A 17,882-nucleotide genomic window follows, 5' to 3' on the forward strand; every position below is an offset into this window, starting at 1 on the left:
AGCGGAGTGTAGCAGTTTTTGTGACGCAGCGCATAAATTATCCCTGTGACTGGCGTTGCTAAAATTCCTGACCATACTGGACAACGCTAAAAATGAGTCATAATCTTAATCAATCATTTGATTAAGAATGGGCTGTGCTATGAATAGTCCTGCCATGACAACCAAAGGTGAACAGGCGAAAAAACAGCTGATTGCTGCGGCACTGGCACAGTTTGGTGAGTATGGAATGAACGCCACCACCCGCGATATCGCCGCCCAGGCCGGGCAGAATATCGCTGCCATTACCTATTACTTCGGTTCGAAAGAAGATTTGTACCTCGCCTGCGCCCAGTGGATTGCCGATTTTATTGGCGAGCAGTTCCGTCCGCACGCCGAGGAAGCCGAACGCTTGTTCACACAACCACAGCCGGATCGCGCCGCTATCCGCGAACTGATCCTTCGCGCCTGCAGGAACATGATCCAACTGCTCACCCAGGATGACACCGTCAACTTCAGCAAGTTTATCTCCCGTGAACAGCTCTCTCCCACGGCGGCCTACCATCTGGTGCATGAACAGGTGATTAGCCCGCTACACAGCCACCTGACACGCCTGATTGCCGCCTGGACCGGCTGCGACGCCAACGATACCCGCATGATCCTCCATACCCATGCGCTGATTGGCGAGATTCTGGCGTTTCGTCTCGGCAAAGAAACGATTCTGTTACGTACCGGCTGGACTGCGTTCGATGAAGAAAAGACCGAACTGATTAACCAGACGGTAACCTGTCATATCGACCTGATTTTGCAAGGATTATCGCAAAGGAGTTTGTAGTGATGAAAAAACCTGTCGTGATTGGACTGGCGGTAGTGGTACTTGCCGCCGTGATTGCCGGAGGCTACTGGTGGTATCAAAGCCGCCAGGATAACGGCCTGACGCTGTATGGCAATGTGGATATTCGCACCGTAAATCTGAGTTTCCGTGTCGGTGGTCGCGTTGAATCGCTGGCGGTGGACGAAGGTGATGCGATCAAAGCGGGTCAGGTGCTGGGCGAGCTGGATCACAAGCCGTATGAGATTGCCCTGATGCAGGCGAAAGCGGGCGTTTCGGTGGCGCAGGCGCAGTATGACCTGATGCTTGCCGGCTATCGCGATGAAGAAATCGCTCAGGCCGCCGCAGCGGTGAAACAGGCGCAAGCCGCCTATGACTATGCACAGAACTTCTATGCTCGTCAGCAAGGATTGTGGAAAAGCCGCACCATTTCGGCAAACGATCTGGAAAATGCCCGCTCCTCGCGCGACCAGGCCCAGGCAACGCTGAAATCAGCGCAGGATAAATTGCGTCAGTACCGTTCCGGTAACCGCGAACAGGACATCGCCCAGGCGAAAGCCAGCCTCGAACAGGCGCAGGCGCAACTGGCGCAGGCGGAGCTGAATTTACAGGACTCAACGTTGATAGCACCGTCTGATGGCACGCTGTTAACGCGCGCGGTGGAGCCAGGCACGGTGCTTAATGAAGGTGGCACGGTGTTTACCGTCTCACTGACACGTCCGGTGTGGGTGCGCGCTTATGTTGATGAACGTAACCTTGACCAGGCCCAGCCGGGGCGCAAAGTGCTGCTTTATACCGATGGTCGCCCGAATAAGCCCTATCACGGGCAGATTGGTTTCGTTTCGCCGACTGCTGAATTTACCCCGAAAACCGTCGAAACGCCGGATCTGCGTACCGACCTCGTCTATCGCCTGCGTATTGTGGTGACCGACGCCGATGATGCGTTACGCCAGGGAATGCCGGTGACGGTGCAATTCGGTAACGAGGCAGGACATGAATGATGCCGTTATCACGCTGAACGGCCTGGAAAAACGCTTTCCGGGCATGGACAAGCCCGCCGTCGCGCCGCTCGATTGTACCATTCATGCCGGTTATGTGACGGGGCTGGTGGGGCCGGACGGCGCGGGAAAAACCACGCTGATGCGGATGCTGGCAGGATTACTGAAACCCGACAGCGGCAGCGCCACGGTGATTGGCTTTGATCCGATCAAAAACGACGCTGCGCTGCACGCCGTGCTCGGCTATATGCCGCAGAAATTCGGTCTGTATGAAGATCTCACGGTGATGGAGAATCTCAATCTGTACGCGGATTTGCGCAGCGTCACCGGTGAAGCGCGGAAGCAAACTTTTGCTCGCCTGCTGGAGTTTACGTCTCTTGGCCCGTTTACCGGACGCCTGGCGGGCAAGCTCTCCGGCGGGATGAAGCAAAAACTCGGCCTGGCCTGTACCCTGGTGGGCGAGCCTAAAGTATTGCTACTCGATGAACCCGGCGTCGGCGTTGACCCTATCTCACGGCGCGAACTGTGGCAGATGGTGCATGAGCTGGCGGGCGAAGGGATGTTAATCCTCTGGAGCACCTCGTATCTCGACGAAGCCGAGCAGTGCCGTGACGTGTTACTGATGAACGAAGGCGAGCTGCTGTATCAGGGAGAACCGACGGCCCTGACGCAAACCATGGCCGGACGTAGCTTTCTGATGACCAGCCCGCACGAAGGCAACCGCACATTATTGCAGCGCACCTTGAAACTGCCACAGGTCAGCGACGGCATGATTCAGGGGAAATCGGTACGCCTGATCCTCAAAAAAGAGGCCACGCCAGACGATATTCGCCGCGCCGACGGGATGCCGGAAATCGACATCAACCCAACCACGCCTCGCTTTGAAGATGCGTTTATCGATTTGCTGGGCGGTGCCGGAACCTCGGAATCGCCGCTGGGCGCAATATTACATACGGTGGAAGGTACACCTGGCGAGACGGTGATCGAAGCGAAAGAGCTGACCAAGAAATTTGGTGATTTTGCCGCTACCGATCACGTCAATTTTGCCGTTAAACGTGGGGAGATTTTTGGTTTGCTCGGGCCAAACGGCGCGGGTAAATCGACCACCTTTAAGATGATGTGCGGTTTGCTGGTGCCGACCTCTGGTCAGGCGCTGGTGCTGGGGATGGATCTGAAAGAGAGTTCTGGTAAAGCGCGCCAGCATCTCGGCTATATGGCGCAAAAATTTTCGCTCTACGGCAACCTGACGGTCGAACAGAATTTACGCTTTTTTTCTGGTGTTTATGGCTTACGCGGTCGGGCGCAGAACGAAAAAATCTCCCGTATGAGCGAGGCGTTCGGCCTGAAAAGTATCGCCTCCCACGCGACCGATGAACTGCCATTAGGTTTTAAACAGCGGCTGGCGCTGGCCTGTTCGCTGATGCATGAACCGGACATTCTGTTTCTCGACGAACCGACTTCCGGCGTTGATCCCCTCACCCGCCGTGAATTTTGGCTGCACATCAACAGCATGGTAGAGAAAGGCGTCACGGTGATGGTCACCACCCACTTTATGGATGAAGCGGAATATTGCGACCGCATCGGCCTGGTGTACCGTGGGAAATTAATCGCCAGCGGCACGCCGGATGATTTGAAAGCACAGTCGGCTAACGATGAGCAACCCGATCCCACTATGGAGCAGGCTTTTATTCAACTGATCCACGACTGGGATAAGGAGCATAGCAATGAGTAATCCGATCCTGTCCTGGCGTCGCGTGCGGGCGCTGTGCGTCAAAGAGACGCGGCAGATCGTTCGCGATCCGAGTAGCTGGCTGATTGCGGTAGTGATCCCACTGCTACTGCTGTTTATTTTTGGTTACGGCATTAACCTCGACTCCAGCAAGCTGCGGGTCGGGATTTTACTGGAACAGCGTAGCGAAGCGGCGCTGGATTTCACCCACACCATGACCGGTTCGCCCTACATCGACGCCACCATCAGCGATAACCGTCAGGAACTGATCGCCAAAATGCAGGCGGGGAAAATTCGCGGTCTGGTGGTTATTCCCGTGGATTTCGCCGAACAGATGGAGCGCGCCAACGCCACCGCACCGATTCAGGTGATCACCGACGGCAGTGAGCCGAATACCGCTAACTTTGTGCAGGGGTATGTCGAAGGGATCTGGCAGATCTGGCAAATGCAGCGAGCGGAGGACAACGGGCAGACTTTTGAACCGCTTATTGATGTACAAACCCGCTACTGGTTTAACCCGGCGGCGATAAGCCAGCACTTTATTATCCCCGGTGCGGTGACCATTATCATGACGGTCATCGGCGCGATTCTCACCTCGCTGGTGGTGGCGCGAGAATGGGAACGCGGAACCATGGAGGCTTTGCTCTCTACGGAGATTACCCGCACGGAGCTGCTGCTGTGTAAGCTGATCCCTTATTACTTTCTCGGGATGCTGGCGATGTTGCTGTGTATGCTGGTGTCGGTGTTTATTCTCGGCGTGCCGTATCGCGGTTCGCTGTTGATCCTGTTTTTTATTACCAGTCTGTTTTTGCTCAGTACCCTGGGGATGGGGCTGCTGATTTCCACAATTACCCGCAACCAGTTCAACGCCGCTCAGGTGGCACTGAACGCCGCTTTCCTGCCGTCGATTATGCTTTCCGGCTTTATATTTCAGATAGACAGTATGCCCGCGGTGATCCGTGCGGTGACGTACATTATTCCCGCACGTTATTTCGTCAGCACCCTGCAAAGCCTGTTCCTCGCCGGGAATATTCCAGTGGTGCTGGTGGTAAACGTGCTGTTTTTGATCGCTTCGGCGGTGATGTTTATCGGCCTGACGTGGCTGAAAACCAAACGTCGGCTGGATTAGGGAGAAGAGCATGTTTCATCGCTTATGGACGTTAATCCGCAAAGAGTTGCAGTCGCTGCTGCGCGAACCGCAAACCCGCGCGATTCTGATTTTACCCGTGCTGATTCAGGTGATTTTGTTCCCGTTCGCCGCCACGCTGGAAGTGACCAACGCCACCATCGCCATCTACGATGAAGATAACGGCGAGCATTCGGTGGAGCTGACCCAACGTTTTGCCCGCGCCAGCGCCTTTACCCATGTGCTGCTGCTGAAAAGCCCGCAGGAGATCCGCCCGACCATCGACACACAAAAGGCGCTACTGCTGGTGCGTTTCCCGGCTGACTTCTCGCGCAAACTGGATACCTTCCAGACCGCGCCGTTGCAGTTGATCCTCGACGGGCGTAACTCCAACAGTGCGCAAATTGCCGCCAACTACCTGCAACAGATCGTCAAAAATTATCAGCAGGAGCTGCTGGAAGGAAAACCGAAACCCAACAACAGCGAGCTGGTGGTACGCAACTGGTATAACCCGAATCTCGACTACAAATGGTTTGTGGTGCCGTCGCTGATCGCCATGATCACTACTATCGGCGTAATGATCGTCACTTCACTTTCTGTCGCCCGCGAACGTGAACAGGGAACGCTCGATCAGCTACTGGTTTCGCCGCTCACCACCTGGCAGATATTCATCGGCAAAGCCGTACCGGCATTAATTGTCGCCACCTTCCAGGCCACTATTGTGCTGGCGATTGGTATCTGGGCGTATCAAATCCCCTTCGCCGGATCGCTGGCGCTGTTCTACTTTACGATGGTGATTTACGGTTTATCGCTGGTGGGATTCGGTCTGTTGATTTCATCACTCTGTTCAACGCAACAGCAGGCGTTTATCGGCGTGTTCGTCTTTATGATGCCCGCCATTCTGCTTTCCGGTTACGTTTCGCCGGTGGAGAACATGCCAGTATGGCTGCAAAACCTGACGTGGATTAACCCTATCCGCCACTTTACGGACATTACCAAGCAGATTTATTTGAAGGATGCGAGTCTGGATATTGTGTGGAACAGTTTGTGGCCGCTACTGGTGATAACGGCCACGACAGGGTCAGCGGCGTACGCGATGTTTAGACGTAAGGTGATGTAGCTTCTTATCTTTCGCCAGCAAAGACACTACCGCCGGGCCGGCAAGGATCGCCAGCCCTGCAACGGCCAACAAATAGTTATTTTCCAGTACGCGGGACAGCAACCACAGCACAATCAGCGCCGCGCCAAAATACCAGGTGGTGGTCAGCTCTTCCAGCACATCCGCCACCTCACGCCAGCGTTGCTCGGGGTGACGCTGAAACACCAGCATCATTACCACGGTGACACAATACAGCACGCATAATCCCACGCCGACGTGAACCAGAGTTTTACTCATCCAGCCCACCACCAGCAGCGCCACTACCAGTAAATGCAACATAATCTGCCAGCAACTTAGGCCAGTTGCGACACGAACACGTTGTTGCCACTTCATGGCTTCTCTCCTGAAGAATTTATCTCTACTTACTCAGAGTACCGAACTTTACGGAAAATTCCGTAAGACCGCACCTTTTTGTGACGCCGACTACACTATTTCAATGAGATAAGAGGCCAAAACGGGAAAATTATGCCCGATCAAACACAACACTTTTCGTTCAAGGTACTCACCATCAATATTCACAAAGGCTTTACCGCGTTTAACCGACGCTTCATTTTGCCGGAACTTCGCGACGCCGTGCGCACCGTCAGCGCCGATATTGTTTGCCTGCAGGAAGTGATGGGCGCACACGAAGTTCATCCGCTGCATGTGGAAAACTGGCCCGATACCTCGCACTACGAGTTTCTCGCCGACACAATGTGGAGCGATTTTGCCTACGGTCGCAATGCTGTGTATCCGGAAGGGCATCACGGCAACGCCATACTGTCACGCTATCCCATTGAACATTATGAGAATCGTGATGTTTCGGTTGATGGTGCGGAAAAGCGCGGCGTGCTCTACTGCCGCATTGTGCCGCCGATGACCGGGAAAGCGATTCATGTGATGTGCGTACATTTGGGCCTGCGTGAGGCGCACCGTCAGGCGCAGATTGCGATGCTCGCCGAATGGGTGAATGAGCTGCCGGACGGCGAACCGGTATTGGTAGCGGGTGATTTCAACGACTGGCGGCAAAAAGCTAATCATCCGTTAAAAGTGCAGGCCGGACTGGATGAGATTTTTACCCGCGCCCACGGACGCCCGGCGCGCACGTTTCCGGTGCAATTTCCTCTACTACGACTGGACAGGATCTACGTCAAAAATGCCAGCGCCAGCGCGCCAACCGCGTTGCCGCTGCGGACATGGCGACACCTTTCTGATCATGCCCCTTTAAGTGCGGAGATTCATTTATGAAATGTAGCTGGCGCGAAGGCAATAAGATCCAGTTGCTGGAAAACGGCGAGCAATATTATCCCGCGGTGTTTAAGGCGATTGGCGAGGCGCAAGAACGCATCATTCTTGAAACGTTTATCTGGTTTGAGGATGACGTCGGCAAACAGCTGCATGCGGCGCTACTGGCAGCTGCGCAACGTGGGGTAAAGGCGGAAGTCTTGCTGGATGGCTACGGTTCGCCGGATCTCAGCGATGAGTTTGTCAATGAACTGACTGCTGCTGGCGTGGTATTTCGTTATTACGATCCCCGCCCTCGCCTTTTTGGTATGCGCACCAATGTGTTTCGCCGGATGCATCGCAAAATTGTGGTGATCGACGCGCGTATCGCCTTTATTGGCGGGCTGAATTACTCCGCCGAGCATATGTCCAGCTACGGTCCAGAGGCCAAACAGGATTACGCGGTACGCCTTGAAGGGCCGATTGTTGAAGATATTCTCCAGTTTGAGCTGGAAAACCTGCCAGGACAGAGCGCGGCCCGACGCTGGTGGCGACGTCATCACAAAGCGGAAGAGAACCGCCAGCCGGGAGAAGCGCAGGTATTGCTGGTCTGGCGCGATAACGAAGAACATCGCAGTGATATCGAACGCCACTATTTGAAAATGCTCACTCAGGCGCGGCGGGAAGTGATTATTGCCAACGCCTACTTCTTCCCCGGCTATCGATTTTTACACGCCTTGCGTAAAGCGGCACGGCGCGGGGTGCGGATCAAACTGATCATTCAGGGCGAACCGGATATGCCGATTGTCAGAGTCGGTGCGCGCTTGCTGTATAACTATCTGGTTAAAGGCGGCGTTCAGGTGTTTGAGTACCGTCGCCGCCCGCTCCACGGCAAAGTGGCATTGATGGACGACCACTGGGCGACGGTAGGGTCCAGTAATCTCGATCCGCTCAGTTTGTCGCTGAATCTCGAAGCAAATGTCATCATCCACGATCGTAATTTTAACCAGACGCTGCGCGATAATCTGAACGGCATTATCGCCGCAGATTGTCAGCAGGTCGATGAGACCATGCTGCCGAAACGCACCTGGTGGAACCTGACCAAAAGCGTGCTGGCGTTCCACTTTTTACGCCACTTCCCGGCGCTGGTGGGCTGGCTTCCGGCGCACACGCCACATCTGGCGCAAGTTGATCCGCCCGCCCAACCGACAATGGAAACGCAGGATCGGGTCGAAACTGAAAGTTCAGGGATGAAGCCCTGATGAGTAAATCACATCCGCGCTGGCGCTTAGCAAAGAAGATCCTCACATGGCTGTTTTTTATCGCGGTGATTGTGTTGCTGGTGGTCTACGCCAAAAAAGTGGACTGGGAAGAGGTCTGGAAGGTCATCCGCGACTACAATCGCGTTGCGCTGCTCAGTGCGGTCGGGCTGGTGGTCGTCAGTTATCTGATTTACGGCTGCTATGACCTGCTCGCCCGCTTTTACTGCGGTCACAAACTGGCGAAACGCCAGGTGATGCTGGTGTCGTTTATCTGCTATGCCTTCAACCTGACGCTCAGTACCTGGGTCGGCGGCATTGGTATGCGCTACCGTTTGTACTCCCGGCTAGGGTTACCGGGCAGCACTATTACACGAATTTTCTCGCTCAGTATTACCACCAACTGGCTGGGCTATATTTTACTGGCAGGGATTATCTTTACCGCAGGCGTGGTGGAACTGCCGGATCACTGGTATGTCGATCAAACTACACTGCGTATTCTCGGCATTGGCTTACTGATGATTATCGCGGTTTATTTGTGGTTTTGCGCTTTCGCGAAGCACCGCCATATGACCATCAAAGGGCAAAAGCTGGTGCTGCCTTCATGGAAATTCGCCCTCGCCCAGATGCTGATTTCCAGCGTTAACTGGATGGTAATGGGAGCGATTATCTGGCTGTTACTCGGTCAAAGCGTGAACTATTTCTTTGTACTGGGCGTGTTGCTGGTTAGTAGTATTGCTGGCGTCATCGTGCATATTCCGGCGGGAATTGGTGTGCTGGAAGCGGTGTTTATCGCGCTACTGGCTGGGGAGCATACCTCCAAAGGCACAATTATCGCCGCCCTACTCGCTTACCGTGTGTTGTATTACTTTATCCCGCTGCTGCTGGCGCTGATCTGTTACCTGTTGCTGGAAAGCCAGGCGAAGAAGCTACGAGCGAAAAATGAAGCGGCGATGTGAAGTTCGGTTAAGTTCTTTTGGTTTGTGCAGATTGTTAGCAAAGTGCTATTTGTTCATGGCGGATGCGGCGTGAACGCCTTATCCGCCCTACACAACCGGACTAAGTTAATAGTTTACAATTCCAGTCAGTACCAGCTAAGCATAGCGCATCAACCTCATTACATTTCTTCACGATTTTATTCATGAGGTTATATAAAAACGATTAACACGCATTTTTCCAAAAAAGAAACTTACCTATTTTTTACGACTAATGAAAAAACCGCGTATGCCTTTGCCAGACAAGCGTTATCGCTATTGCTGCAAGTATCCCAAAGAAGCCGATAAAATAGTAATAGAGTGTTAATGCGCCTATAAAAGCGCAACGAACCGGACTCCACAACTCTTCACTATGGCATTTCCCCGCCAGTTCAAGGAGCTTATTTCGTCCATGTGAGATAATGCCTGACCATAACACAATCATTAAGCAACTTATTACCCAAATGGGCCGTTCACTCATTAATGCCGCATTTACGATGATCACCAGGGCCAACCCTGTCAACGTCATCATAATGATGAAACGGTGAGAACCAGGATCAAATTTAAATAATAGACCTGCCAGCATACTGATTAAAAACATCGATCCCGCAGTGCTGAACACGACAATAATGGCAGATACAGGCGCTAAACTCGCAACGACAATCGCTACCAAAGAGAGTAAAAACAGATATATTACGCCTGCGACGGTCGCATTTATCTTGTTGATATCTTTACTTAAGCCATACATACAAAGTAATAATAACCCTATGGCGACATACATTGGTGGTGAATCATATTTGGTTGCCGTAATTTCGAGATACTTAGCTCCCCAGGCCAGCCCTGCGGTTGCCACCAAACCTAAAGCGGTAATGAGCCATATACCGTTTAATATCCTGGCCTCATGCTGAAAATCTAATTTATTGCTGTTTTGCGAGTATGATTCCATTCTTTTAGTTATCCTTATAGAAAAATATTAATATTCATCATGAATAAATTTAAAACCACGCATACAAAATACTTTGTATTTATGGATACGAAAAACACTTCCGCTCGGCCATAAGGCGTATTTTATACCTGGTACTTGTTAAGTGTCGTTTTTAGTAAGAAAAAAAATCCCGACACATGGCCGGGATATTGATGGTAAAAAAAGAATTAACGACGATTGCCAAAAATTCGCAGCAACATCAGGAACAGGTTGATGAAGTCCAGATACAAGGTTAATGCGCCAAGAATGGAGTATTTACGCAGGTTCGACGCGTCGCGGGTATCAATCTGCTCACCCATATTTTTCAATTTCTGAGTGTCATACGCCGTCAATCCGACAAAGACAATCACGCCGATGTAGGTGACCGCCCACATCAACGCTTCGCTTTTCAGCCAGAAGTTGACCAGCGAAGCCAGCACAATGCCGATCAACGCCATAAACAGCATATTGCCGAAGCCGCTTAAATCGCGTTTGGTGGTGTAACCGTACAGGCTCATTGCGCCGAACATCCCGGCAGTAACGACGAAAGTGCTGGCGATAGAGGCCGCGGTATAGACAATGAAAATACTGGAAAGCGTCAGGCCCGTCAGCGCTGAATAAAGCATAAAGAGCATGGTTGTCACACCTGCACTCAGCTTTTGAATCATCGCTGATAACACAATAACCAGAGCTAATTGTGCTATTACCAGACCAATTAAAAAGATTCGGTTGGTGAATAACAGCTCCATAACGGCGGCGGAATTAGCCGCGTACCAGGCAACAAACGCAGTAAGCAGCAAGCCTACTGTCATCCAGCCATAGACCTGTGCCATATAGGTTTGCAGGCCAGTTCGGGTTTGTACGATTGAATCAGAACGTGGGAATCTGTCCATGACTTTCTCCTGAAGATATAAGGAATATCTAAAGGATACTGCAAATGATGGGGCTGTGCATCGACGCAGCGTGAAAGCATGTACTGAGCGGTGAAATTGCCGGATGCAGCTGTGCGGTATCCGGCCTGCTAAAAACTACCAGCGTTTTGCCGCCTGCTGATCGCTCTCCCGGGCTTCGACCCAGCGGTCGCCTTCCGGCGTGGCTTCGCGCTTCCAGAACGGTGCGCGGGTTTTGAGATAGTCCATAATAAACTGCCCGGCTTCAAACGCACTGCTGCGATGCGCACTGGTAACACCGACAAAAACAATTTCATCACCCGGCCATAATTCACCAATGCGGTGAATTACCGTAACGCGCCCCAGCGGCCAGCGGTTACGCGCTTCATCAACGATTTCCGCCAGTGCTTTTTCTGTCATTCCCGGATAGTGTTCGAGGGTTAATGCTTTGACGCTGTCTCCCAGGTTATGGTTGCGCACCTTACCGGTAAACGTGACCACTGCACCGTCTTCGTCACGCTCCGCCAGCCACGGGTACTCTTCCCCTACACTGAACGGCTGCGGTCCGACAACAATTTTGGTTTCTGCCATCTTAACCTCCGGTTACCGGCGGGAAGAAAGCCACTTCGTCGCCGTCATTCAGCGGATGCTCAAAACTCACCAGCGTCTGGTTGACGGCAGCCAGCAATTTGCCATCTTCCAGCGCCAGCGCCCAGCGATCGCTCTGCGCGGCCAGGTGCTGGCGTAACGCTTCTACGGTTGGGAAATCCGCAGCCACTTCGGTTGCATCTGTTCCTACCAACTCGCGCACCTGGGCGAAAAAAAGAACTTTAATCATCCGCTTCCACCTTAAAGTCACCTGATTTGCCGCCGCTCTTTGCCAGCAAACGTACCGGACCAATCACCATATCTTTTTGCACCGCTTTGCACATGTCATAAATGGTCAGCGCCGCCACGGAGGCCGCGGTTAACGCTTCCATTTCAACGCCGGTTTTCCCGGTCAGGCGGCATAAGGTTTCTATACGCACCCGATTGTGCTCTGGCTCGGCCTGTAAATTGACTTCGACTTTACTGAGCATCAGCGGATGACACAGCGGGATCAGATCCCAGGTGCGTTTTGCCGCCTGAATACCGGCAATACGCGCGGTGGCAAACACGTCGCCTTTGTGGTGGCGACCATCGATGATCATCGCCAGCGTCTCGCTACGCATGGTGACAAAGGCTTCAGCTCGCGCTTCACGTACGGTTTCCGCTTTGGCGGAGACATCCACCATGTGCGCTTCGCCAGCGGCGTTGATATGGGTCAGTTGCGACATACTTATTTCTTCAAATGTGGATGGAAATTACACGGACGCGTACGGGCATCCAGCTGCGGCGCGATGATATTTTCCCACGCGGTGCGGCACGCTTTGGTCGAGCCCGGCATGGCGAAAATCAGTGTCTTGTTAGCGACGCCCGCTACCGCACGGGATTGCAACGTTGCGGTGCCAATCTCTTCGAACGACAGCATACGGAACACTTCACCAAAACCTTCGACTTCACGGTCGAACAGCGGCAGCAATGCTTCGGGAGCCTGATCACCTTCCGTCAGGCCAGTGCCGCCAGTAATCAACACCACTTGTACATCGTCGCTGGCGATCCACGCAGATACCTGAGCACGGATGGCGTAGCGGTTTTCTTTCACAATGGCTTTATCGACAACGTGATGGCCCGCTTCCTGCGCCGAATCGCGCAGATAGTGGCCGGAGGTATCGTCTTCTTCACCGCGACGATTAGAAACCGTAAGAATAGCAATACGGGTCGGGATAAATTCAGTGCTTACCTGACTCATCTGATCTCTCCTTTTGACGTTTTAGCCGCCAATGTACGATAAGTTTTGCGTAATACCGGTGTTGTTTTGATGCAGGAAATGGGTCTGTTTTTTCTCCCGCAGCGCCGCTGAAATACGCGCTTCCAGCGCCTGTTGCTGGGTATCGTCTTCCAGCAGATCGCGCAGGTTAACGCCGCCCTCACCAAACAGGCAGAGATGGAGTTTACCAATGGAGGAGACACGTAGGCGGTTGCAAGTGGCGCAGAAGTCTTTTTCATACGGCATAATTAGGCCAATCTCTCCGGCATAATCCGGATGACAAAAGACTTGCGCGGGACCGTCGCTACGTTGACGTAATTGGTGGATCCAGCCGCGACGCAGTAGCTCGTCACGCAGAACCTGACCAGAGATGTGATGTTTACGGAAGAGCTCGCTGCCCTCTCCCGTTTCCATCAGTTCGATGAAACGCAGCTGGATAGGACGATGTTGGATCCAGTTCAGAAAGGTGTCGAGCTGGTGATGGTTGACATCGCGCATCAGCACGGTATTGACTTTGACCTTCTCAAAGCCCGCCTCAAATGCAGCATCGATGCCAGCCATTACCTGATTGAATTTATCCTGGCCGGTAATGGCATGAAACTGACGAGCGTCGAGACTATCAACACTGACGTTAATGCCCGTCAGTCCGGCATCGCGCCAGTTCGCTACGTCGCGTTCCAGACGGTAACCATTAGTGGTGACCGCAATCTGACGGATGGCGTCATTTTCCCGCACTGCGGCGATGATATCGGTAAAGTCGCGACGTAAAGACGGCTCTCCGCCTGTCAGACGGACTTTTTCGGTGCCCAGACTGGCAAAGGCGCGCGTAACCCGGCGAATTTCATCGACGGTCAGAAAGCCTTTATTGGTGACGCCGCTCGGCTTGTAGCCATCCGGCAGGCAATATGTGCAACGAAAGTTACACACATCGGTAATCGACAGGCGCAAGTAATAAAACTTACGCGCAAATGCATCAGTCAGTTGTGAAGCCATGTACACCTTTCCAGATACGGGAGGCGAAGTCATTTCTTCCTTCGCCCTGGTGGCAACCTTTCAAAGCATTGTCACGGCCAAAGCACCATATCAGTTGACCCAGGTGCAGAGGCTAGAGTGTTTAGTGGTTATGCCGATACTAGCGCGTAAATGAGATTTTTACCATTCACCCTTTTCGCTATGTAATCATATATATAGCGTCATGATCGGCCTATTTCGCTACAGAATAAGGGAAAATGGCGGTTTTACTTTGATATACATCATCAGGGATGCAGAGCGAATATTGTCCTTTGGGGGTAGAAAACCATGAGTTGTATCCTCAATATTGGCAGGCTAATTGCTGTTTCCCCGTAATTTGCGCTACTGTAGCGCGGATAATCTGACTTCAGGAATGTATATGCGCAATCGTACGCTGGCTGACCTTGATCGTGTCGTTGCTCTCGGCGGGGGGCATGGACTGGGACGCGTTCTCTCATCACTTTCGTCATTAGGCTCTCGCTTAACGGGTATCGTCACCACCACGGATAACGGTGGCTCGACGGGACGTATTCGTCGCTCGGAAGGCGGTATTGCCTGGGGCGATATGCGCAACTGCCTCAACCAACTGATAACGGAACCGAGCGTCGCCTCCGCGATGTTTGAATACCGTTTTGGCGGCAATGGCGAGCTTTCCGGTCATAATCTCGGAAACTTGATGTTAAAGGCGCTGGATCACCTTAGCGTGCGGCCTCTGGAAGCCATCAATTTAATTCGTAATCTGTTGAAAGTGGACGCGCAATTAATTCCGATGTCAGAGCATCCCGTTGATCTGATGGCCATTGACGATCAGGGACATGAAGTTTACGGCGAGGTCAACATCGACCAGCTAACTACGCCGATTCAGGAACTACTGTTAACCCCCAACGTACCTGCCACCCGTGAAGCGGTGCTGGCAATTAATGAGGCTGACCTGATAATTATCGGGCCAGGCAGTTTTTATACCAGCCTGATGCCAATCCTGCTGCTTGAGGAAATGGCGCAGGCACTACGCCGCACGCCAGCCCCTATGGTTTATATTGGCAATTTGGGAAGAGAATTAAGCCTGCCTGCGGCGAATCTGAAGCTTGAAAACAAGCTGGCGATTATGGAGCAGTATGTCGGTAAAAAGGTGATTGATGCGGTGATTGTTGGGCCGAAGGTCGATGTTTCTACAGTTAACGACAGATTAGTCATTCAGGACGTACTGGAGGCCAGCGATATCCCTTATCGTCATGACCGCCAGTTGTTACATAACGCACTGGAAAAAGCATTACAGGCTTTAGGTTAACGTGAAGCCGAAAGAAAGTTCCGGCTTCCTATTGAAGACAAAGTACACGTTGTTCATGCCGGTGGCGGCGTGAACCCTTATCCGGCCTACAAACCGCGCAAATTCAATGTATTGCAGAGATCATGTAGGCCTGATAAGCGTAGCGCATCAGGCAATTTTGCTTTTGCCATCTCTCTTCTTCGTTATCCTGTCACGAAGCCGCAATAAACAACTCACGCAGCTGATGCAACTGGTCACGAATTTGCGCCGCCTCTTCGAACTCCAGATTTTGCGCGTGTTGCATCATCAGGCCTTCCAGTTCATGGATTTTCTGCTGCAACGCTTTAGGCGACATATCCATCGGTACATTATCCGGCTCAACAATCGGGCGCGATTTTCCTCTGCCCTTCGCTTTGGTTTTGGCAATGTTCTGCCCCAGCGCCAGGATATCGACCACTTTCTTGTTCAGCCCTTGCGGCGTAATGCCGTGTTCTTCGTTGTACTTCTGTTGTTTCTCGCGGCGACGTTCGGTTTCGCCAATCGCTTTCGCCATTGATGGGGTGATCTTATCGCCGTAGAGAATCGCTTTACCGTTGACGTTACGCGCCGCGCGACCAATGGTCTGAATCAATGAACGTTCGGAACGCAGGAAACCTTCTTTGTCTGCGTCGAGGATCGCCACCAGCGAAACTTCTGGCATATCCAGACCTTCGCGCAGTAAGTTGATCCCCACCAGCACATCAAACTCGCCCAAACGCAAGTCGCGGATGATTTCCATACGCTCGACGGTGTCGATATCCGAGTGAAGATAACGCACGCGTTCACCGTGTTCTTCCAGATATTCGGTGAGATCTTCCGCCATCCGCTTAGTCAACGTCGTGACCAGTACGCGTTCGTTAATTGCCGCCCGCAGGCGAATTTCTGAAAGAAGATCATCAACCTGGGTCGCCACTGGCCGCACTTCGATAATCGGGTCCAGCAGCCCTGTTGGACGCACGACCTGATCCACCACATCGCCACCGGATTTCTCCAGCTCGTAATTACCGGGTGTTGCAGAAACATAGATGGTTTGCGGCGCTAATGCTTCGAACTCTTCGAATTTCAGCGGACGGTTATCCAGCGCTGATGGCAGGCGGAAACCGTACTCCACCAGCGTCTCTTTACGCGCCCGGTCGCCTCGATACATGCCGCCAATTTGCGGAATAGTCACGTGGGATTCATCGACCACCAACAGACCATCGGCGGGGAGATAATCAAACAGCGTCGGCGGTGGCTCACCGGGTCCACGACCGGAAAGAAAGCGCGAATAGTTTTCAATGCCTGAGCAATAACCCAGCTCGTTCATCATCTCCAGATCAAACTGGGTACGTTGAGTCAGGCGTTGTTCTTCCAGCAGCTTGTTATTTGCCAGCAGCACTTTGCGCCGATCGGCCAGCTCTTCTTTGATCTCTTCCATTGCCTGCACAATACGTTCACGCGGGGTGACGTAGTGTGTTTTCGGGTAGATGGTAAAGCGGGGGATGGTTGAGATAATTTGCCCTGTTAACGGGTCGAAAAGCGACAACCGCTCTACCTCTTCGTCGAACAATTCAACACGTAGCGCAACGTCGTCGGACTCCGCCGGAAAAATATCAATCACTTCCCCGCGAACACGGAAAGTCCCGCGCTGGAACGCCTGGTCGTTGCGGGTGTATTGCAGTTCCGCCAGGCGACGCAGAATCGCGCGCTGATCGATAATCATGCCGACCGTCAGATGCAGCATCATCTTAAGATATAAGTCAGGGTCGCCCAGACCGTAGATGGCTGAAACAGAGGCGACTACCACCACATCGCGCCGCTCCAGCAAAGCTTTGGTCGCTGAAAGCCGCATCTGTTCAATATGTTCGTTTACCGAGGCATCTTTTTCAATGAAGGTGTCCGAGCTCGGCACATAGGCTTCCGGTTGATAGTAGTCGTAGTAAGAGACGAAGTATTCCACCGCATTTTCCGGGAAAAATTCTTTCATCTCGCCGTACAACTGGGCTGCCAGCGTTTTGTTGGGCGCCAGCACCATCGTCGGGCGCTGAAGGTCGGCAATGACGTTAGCAATGGTAAATGTTTTCCCGGAGCCCGTTACGCCGAGTAGAGTCTGGTGAGCCAGGCCATCTTCAAGCCCTTCTTCGAGGCGTCGAATTGCATCAGGCTGATCGCCAGAAGGTTTAAAAGAGGAATTCAGTTTGAACGGTTTACTCATGAGTCGCTACCTGAAGGAGTGGGCGGGCAGGTATGTAATTTTACTCGTCGTGTTTAATATTGCCAACAAATTATACTGGATAAAAAAACAGTTTCACGCCACATTATTTCTGTTACACCGTCAACGAAGGTATCAATCATGAGCATAATTTGCTCAGTGACGAGATAAAACTCCATGCTTGCGGGGTTATCCCCAAAGCAACGGCTTTTTTAACAATTGTCAAGATGGCTGATGACGGATTTATGGCAAGAGATGTCACTTTCATGACTGCCATTGCTTTTATATAATTAATTGAAAAATAACAAATATTTCCTTAAGCCTTCTTTCGCGTCAATTCGCGTGCAAGCCGCGTATTCTCTCGCTTGCATCACGTTTTCTAACTCTAATGCACATGGTTATCCACAGGAATAGT

Annotated in this window: 18 protein-coding genes and 1 riboswitch; of the genes, 9 read left to right on the forward strand and 9 right to left on the reverse strand. The window is 52.3% G+C overall.

From position 1 onward, the window contains the following. Window positions 1–139: 139 nt before the first annotated feature. The 5 genes from cecR to D9741_RS16570 are packed head-to-tail and all read left to right on the forward strand — an operon-like array spanning window position 140 to window position 5,781. Window positions 140–811 (forward strand): DNA-binding transcriptional regulator CecR, encoded by a 672-nt coding sequence (gene cecR, locus D9741_RS16550; protein WP_130214885.1) that lies wholly within the window; start codon window positions 140–142, stop codon window positions 809–811. A 2-nt stretch (window positions 812–813) separates the two neighbouring features. Further along, window positions 814–1,809 carry a secretion protein HlyD gene (hlyD, locus tag D9741_RS16555; protein ID WP_130214887.1) on the forward strand — a complete coding sequence of 332 codons (996 nt, stop codon included), beginning with the start codon at window positions 814–816 and terminating at the stop codon, window positions 1,807–1,809. Continuing rightward, entirely contained in the window at window positions 1,802–3,538 is a 1,737-nt protein-coding gene (locus tag D9741_RS16560) for an ATP-binding cassette domain-containing protein (RefSeq protein WP_130214889.1), read from the forward strand. The genes hlyD and D9741_RS16560 overlap by 8 nt, the downstream gene beginning before the upstream one ends. Continuing rightward, a complete protein-coding gene (locus D9741_RS16565; protein ID WP_130214891.1) occupies window positions 3,531–4,664 on the forward strand; it encodes an ABC transporter permease in 1,134 nt (377 codons plus the stop codon). Before D9741_RS16560 ends, D9741_RS16565 begins: the two co-directional genes overlap by 8 nt. A gap of 10 nt (window positions 4,665–4,674) precedes the next feature. Beyond that, on the forward strand, window positions 4,675–5,781 hold the full coding sequence (locus D9741_RS16570) for an ABC transporter permease (RefSeq protein ID WP_000469031.1): 1,107 nt from the start codon (window positions 4,675–4,677) through the stop codon (window positions 5,779–5,781). Here D9741_RS16570 and D9741_RS16575 read toward each other — a convergent pair. Next, entirely contained in the window at window positions 5,743–6,153 is a 411-nt protein-coding gene (locus D9741_RS16575) for a YbhQ family protein (protein ID WP_025237330.1), read from the reverse strand. The two genes, D9741_RS16570 and D9741_RS16575, sit on opposite strands and share 39 nt — an antisense overlap. A gap of 132 nt (window positions 6,154–6,285) precedes the next feature. Between D9741_RS16575 and D9741_RS16580 the strand changes: the two genes are divergently transcribed. From D9741_RS16580 to D9741_RS16590, 3 genes are read left to right on the forward strand one after another with little or no spacing between them, the layout of a single operon-like run. Beyond that, entirely contained in the window at window positions 6,286–7,047 is a 762-nt protein-coding gene (locus D9741_RS16580; RefSeq protein ID WP_130214893.1) for an endonuclease/exonuclease/phosphatase family protein, read from the forward strand. Further along, the gene (gene clsB / locus D9741_RS16585) at window positions 7,044–8,285 is read left to right on the forward strand and encodes a cardiolipin synthase ClsB (protein WP_130214895.1); all 1,242 of its coding nucleotides are present in this window, start codon (window positions 7,044–7,046) and stop codon (window positions 8,283–8,285) included. Before D9741_RS16580 ends, clsB begins: the two co-directional genes overlap by 4 nt. Continuing rightward, complete coding sequence (locus D9741_RS16590) at window positions 8,285–9,241, forward strand: YbhN family protein (protein WP_000045450.1); 957 nt, start codon at window positions 8,285–8,287, stop codon at window positions 9,239–9,241. The genes clsB and D9741_RS16590 overlap by 1 nt, the downstream gene beginning before the upstream one ends. Before the next feature lie 247 nt (window positions 9,242–9,488). On the opposite strand, the gene D9741_RS16595 is transcribed toward D9741_RS16590, so the two are convergent. The 7 genes from D9741_RS16595 to moaA form a co-directional block, all read right to left on the reverse strand. Beyond that, window positions 9,489–10,202 carry a Bax inhibitor-1/YccA family protein gene (locus D9741_RS16595; protein ID WP_130214897.1) on the reverse strand — a complete coding sequence of 238 codons (714 nt, stop codon included), beginning with the start codon at window positions 10,200–10,202 and terminating at the stop codon, window positions 9,489–9,491. 206 nt (window positions 10,203–10,408) lie between these two features. Continuing rightward, the gene (locus tag D9741_RS16600; RefSeq protein WP_130214899.1) at window positions 10,409–11,113 is read right to left on the reverse strand and encodes a Bax inhibitor-1/YccA family protein; all 705 of its coding nucleotides are present in this window, start codon (window positions 11,111–11,113) and stop codon (window positions 10,409–10,411) included. A 135-nt stretch (window positions 11,114–11,248) separates the two neighbouring features. Continuing rightward, entirely contained in the window at window positions 11,249–11,701 is a 453-nt protein-coding gene (gene moaE / locus D9741_RS16605) for a molybdopterin synthase catalytic subunit MoaE (RefSeq protein WP_000852287.1), read from the reverse strand. 1 nt (window position 11,702) lies between these two features. Beyond that, window positions 11,703–11,948, reverse strand: a complete 246-nt coding sequence (gene moaD / locus D9741_RS16610; RefSeq protein WP_130214901.1) for a molybdopterin synthase sulfur carrier subunit — start codon at window positions 11,946–11,948, stop codon at window positions 11,703–11,705. After that, on the reverse strand, window positions 11,941–12,426 hold the full coding sequence (gene moaC / locus D9741_RS16615) for a cyclic pyranopterin monophosphate synthase MoaC (protein ID WP_000080885.1): 486 nt from the start codon (window positions 12,424–12,426) through the stop codon (window positions 11,941–11,943). The genes moaD and moaC overlap by 8 nt, the downstream gene beginning before the upstream one ends. 2 nt (window positions 12,427–12,428) lie before the next feature. Beyond that, a complete protein-coding gene (gene moaB / locus D9741_RS16620; RefSeq protein ID WP_000084634.1) occupies window positions 12,429–12,941 on the reverse strand; it encodes a molybdenum cofactor biosynthesis protein B in 513 nt (170 codons plus the stop codon). A gap of 21 nt (window positions 12,942–12,962) precedes the next feature. Next, window positions 12,963–13,952 (reverse strand): GTP 3',8-cyclase MoaA, encoded by a 990-nt coding sequence (moaA, locus tag D9741_RS16625; RefSeq protein WP_001295301.1) that lies wholly within the window; start codon window positions 13,950–13,952, stop codon window positions 12,963–12,965. Continuing rightward, a riboswitch (molybdenum cofactor riboswitch) is annotated at window positions 13,940–14,084 on the reverse strand. Its footprint overlaps the gene before it by 13 nt. Before the next feature lie 265 nt (window positions 14,085–14,349). Here moaA and yvcK point away from each other — a divergent pair. Next, the gene (gene yvcK / locus D9741_RS16630) at window positions 14,350–15,258 is read left to right on the forward strand and encodes a uridine diphosphate-N-acetylglucosamine-binding protein YvcK (protein ID WP_130214903.1); all 909 of its coding nucleotides are present in this window, start codon (window positions 14,350–14,352) and stop codon (window positions 15,256–15,258) included. Window positions 15,259–15,448: 190 nt separating this feature from the next. Here yvcK and uvrB read toward each other — a convergent pair whose 3' ends face one another. Beyond that, a complete protein-coding gene (gene uvrB / locus D9741_RS16635) occupies window positions 15,449–17,470 on the reverse strand; it encodes an excinuclease ABC subunit UvrB (protein WP_130214905.1) in 2,022 nt (673 codons plus the stop codon). Between the last annotated feature and the right edge of the window lie 412 nt (window positions 17,471–17,882).

This window comes from Escherichia sp. E14V7 (assembly GCF_004212225.1).
Classification (GTDB): domain Bacteria; phylum Pseudomonadota; class Gammaproteobacteria; order Enterobacterales; family Enterobacteriaceae; genus Escherichia.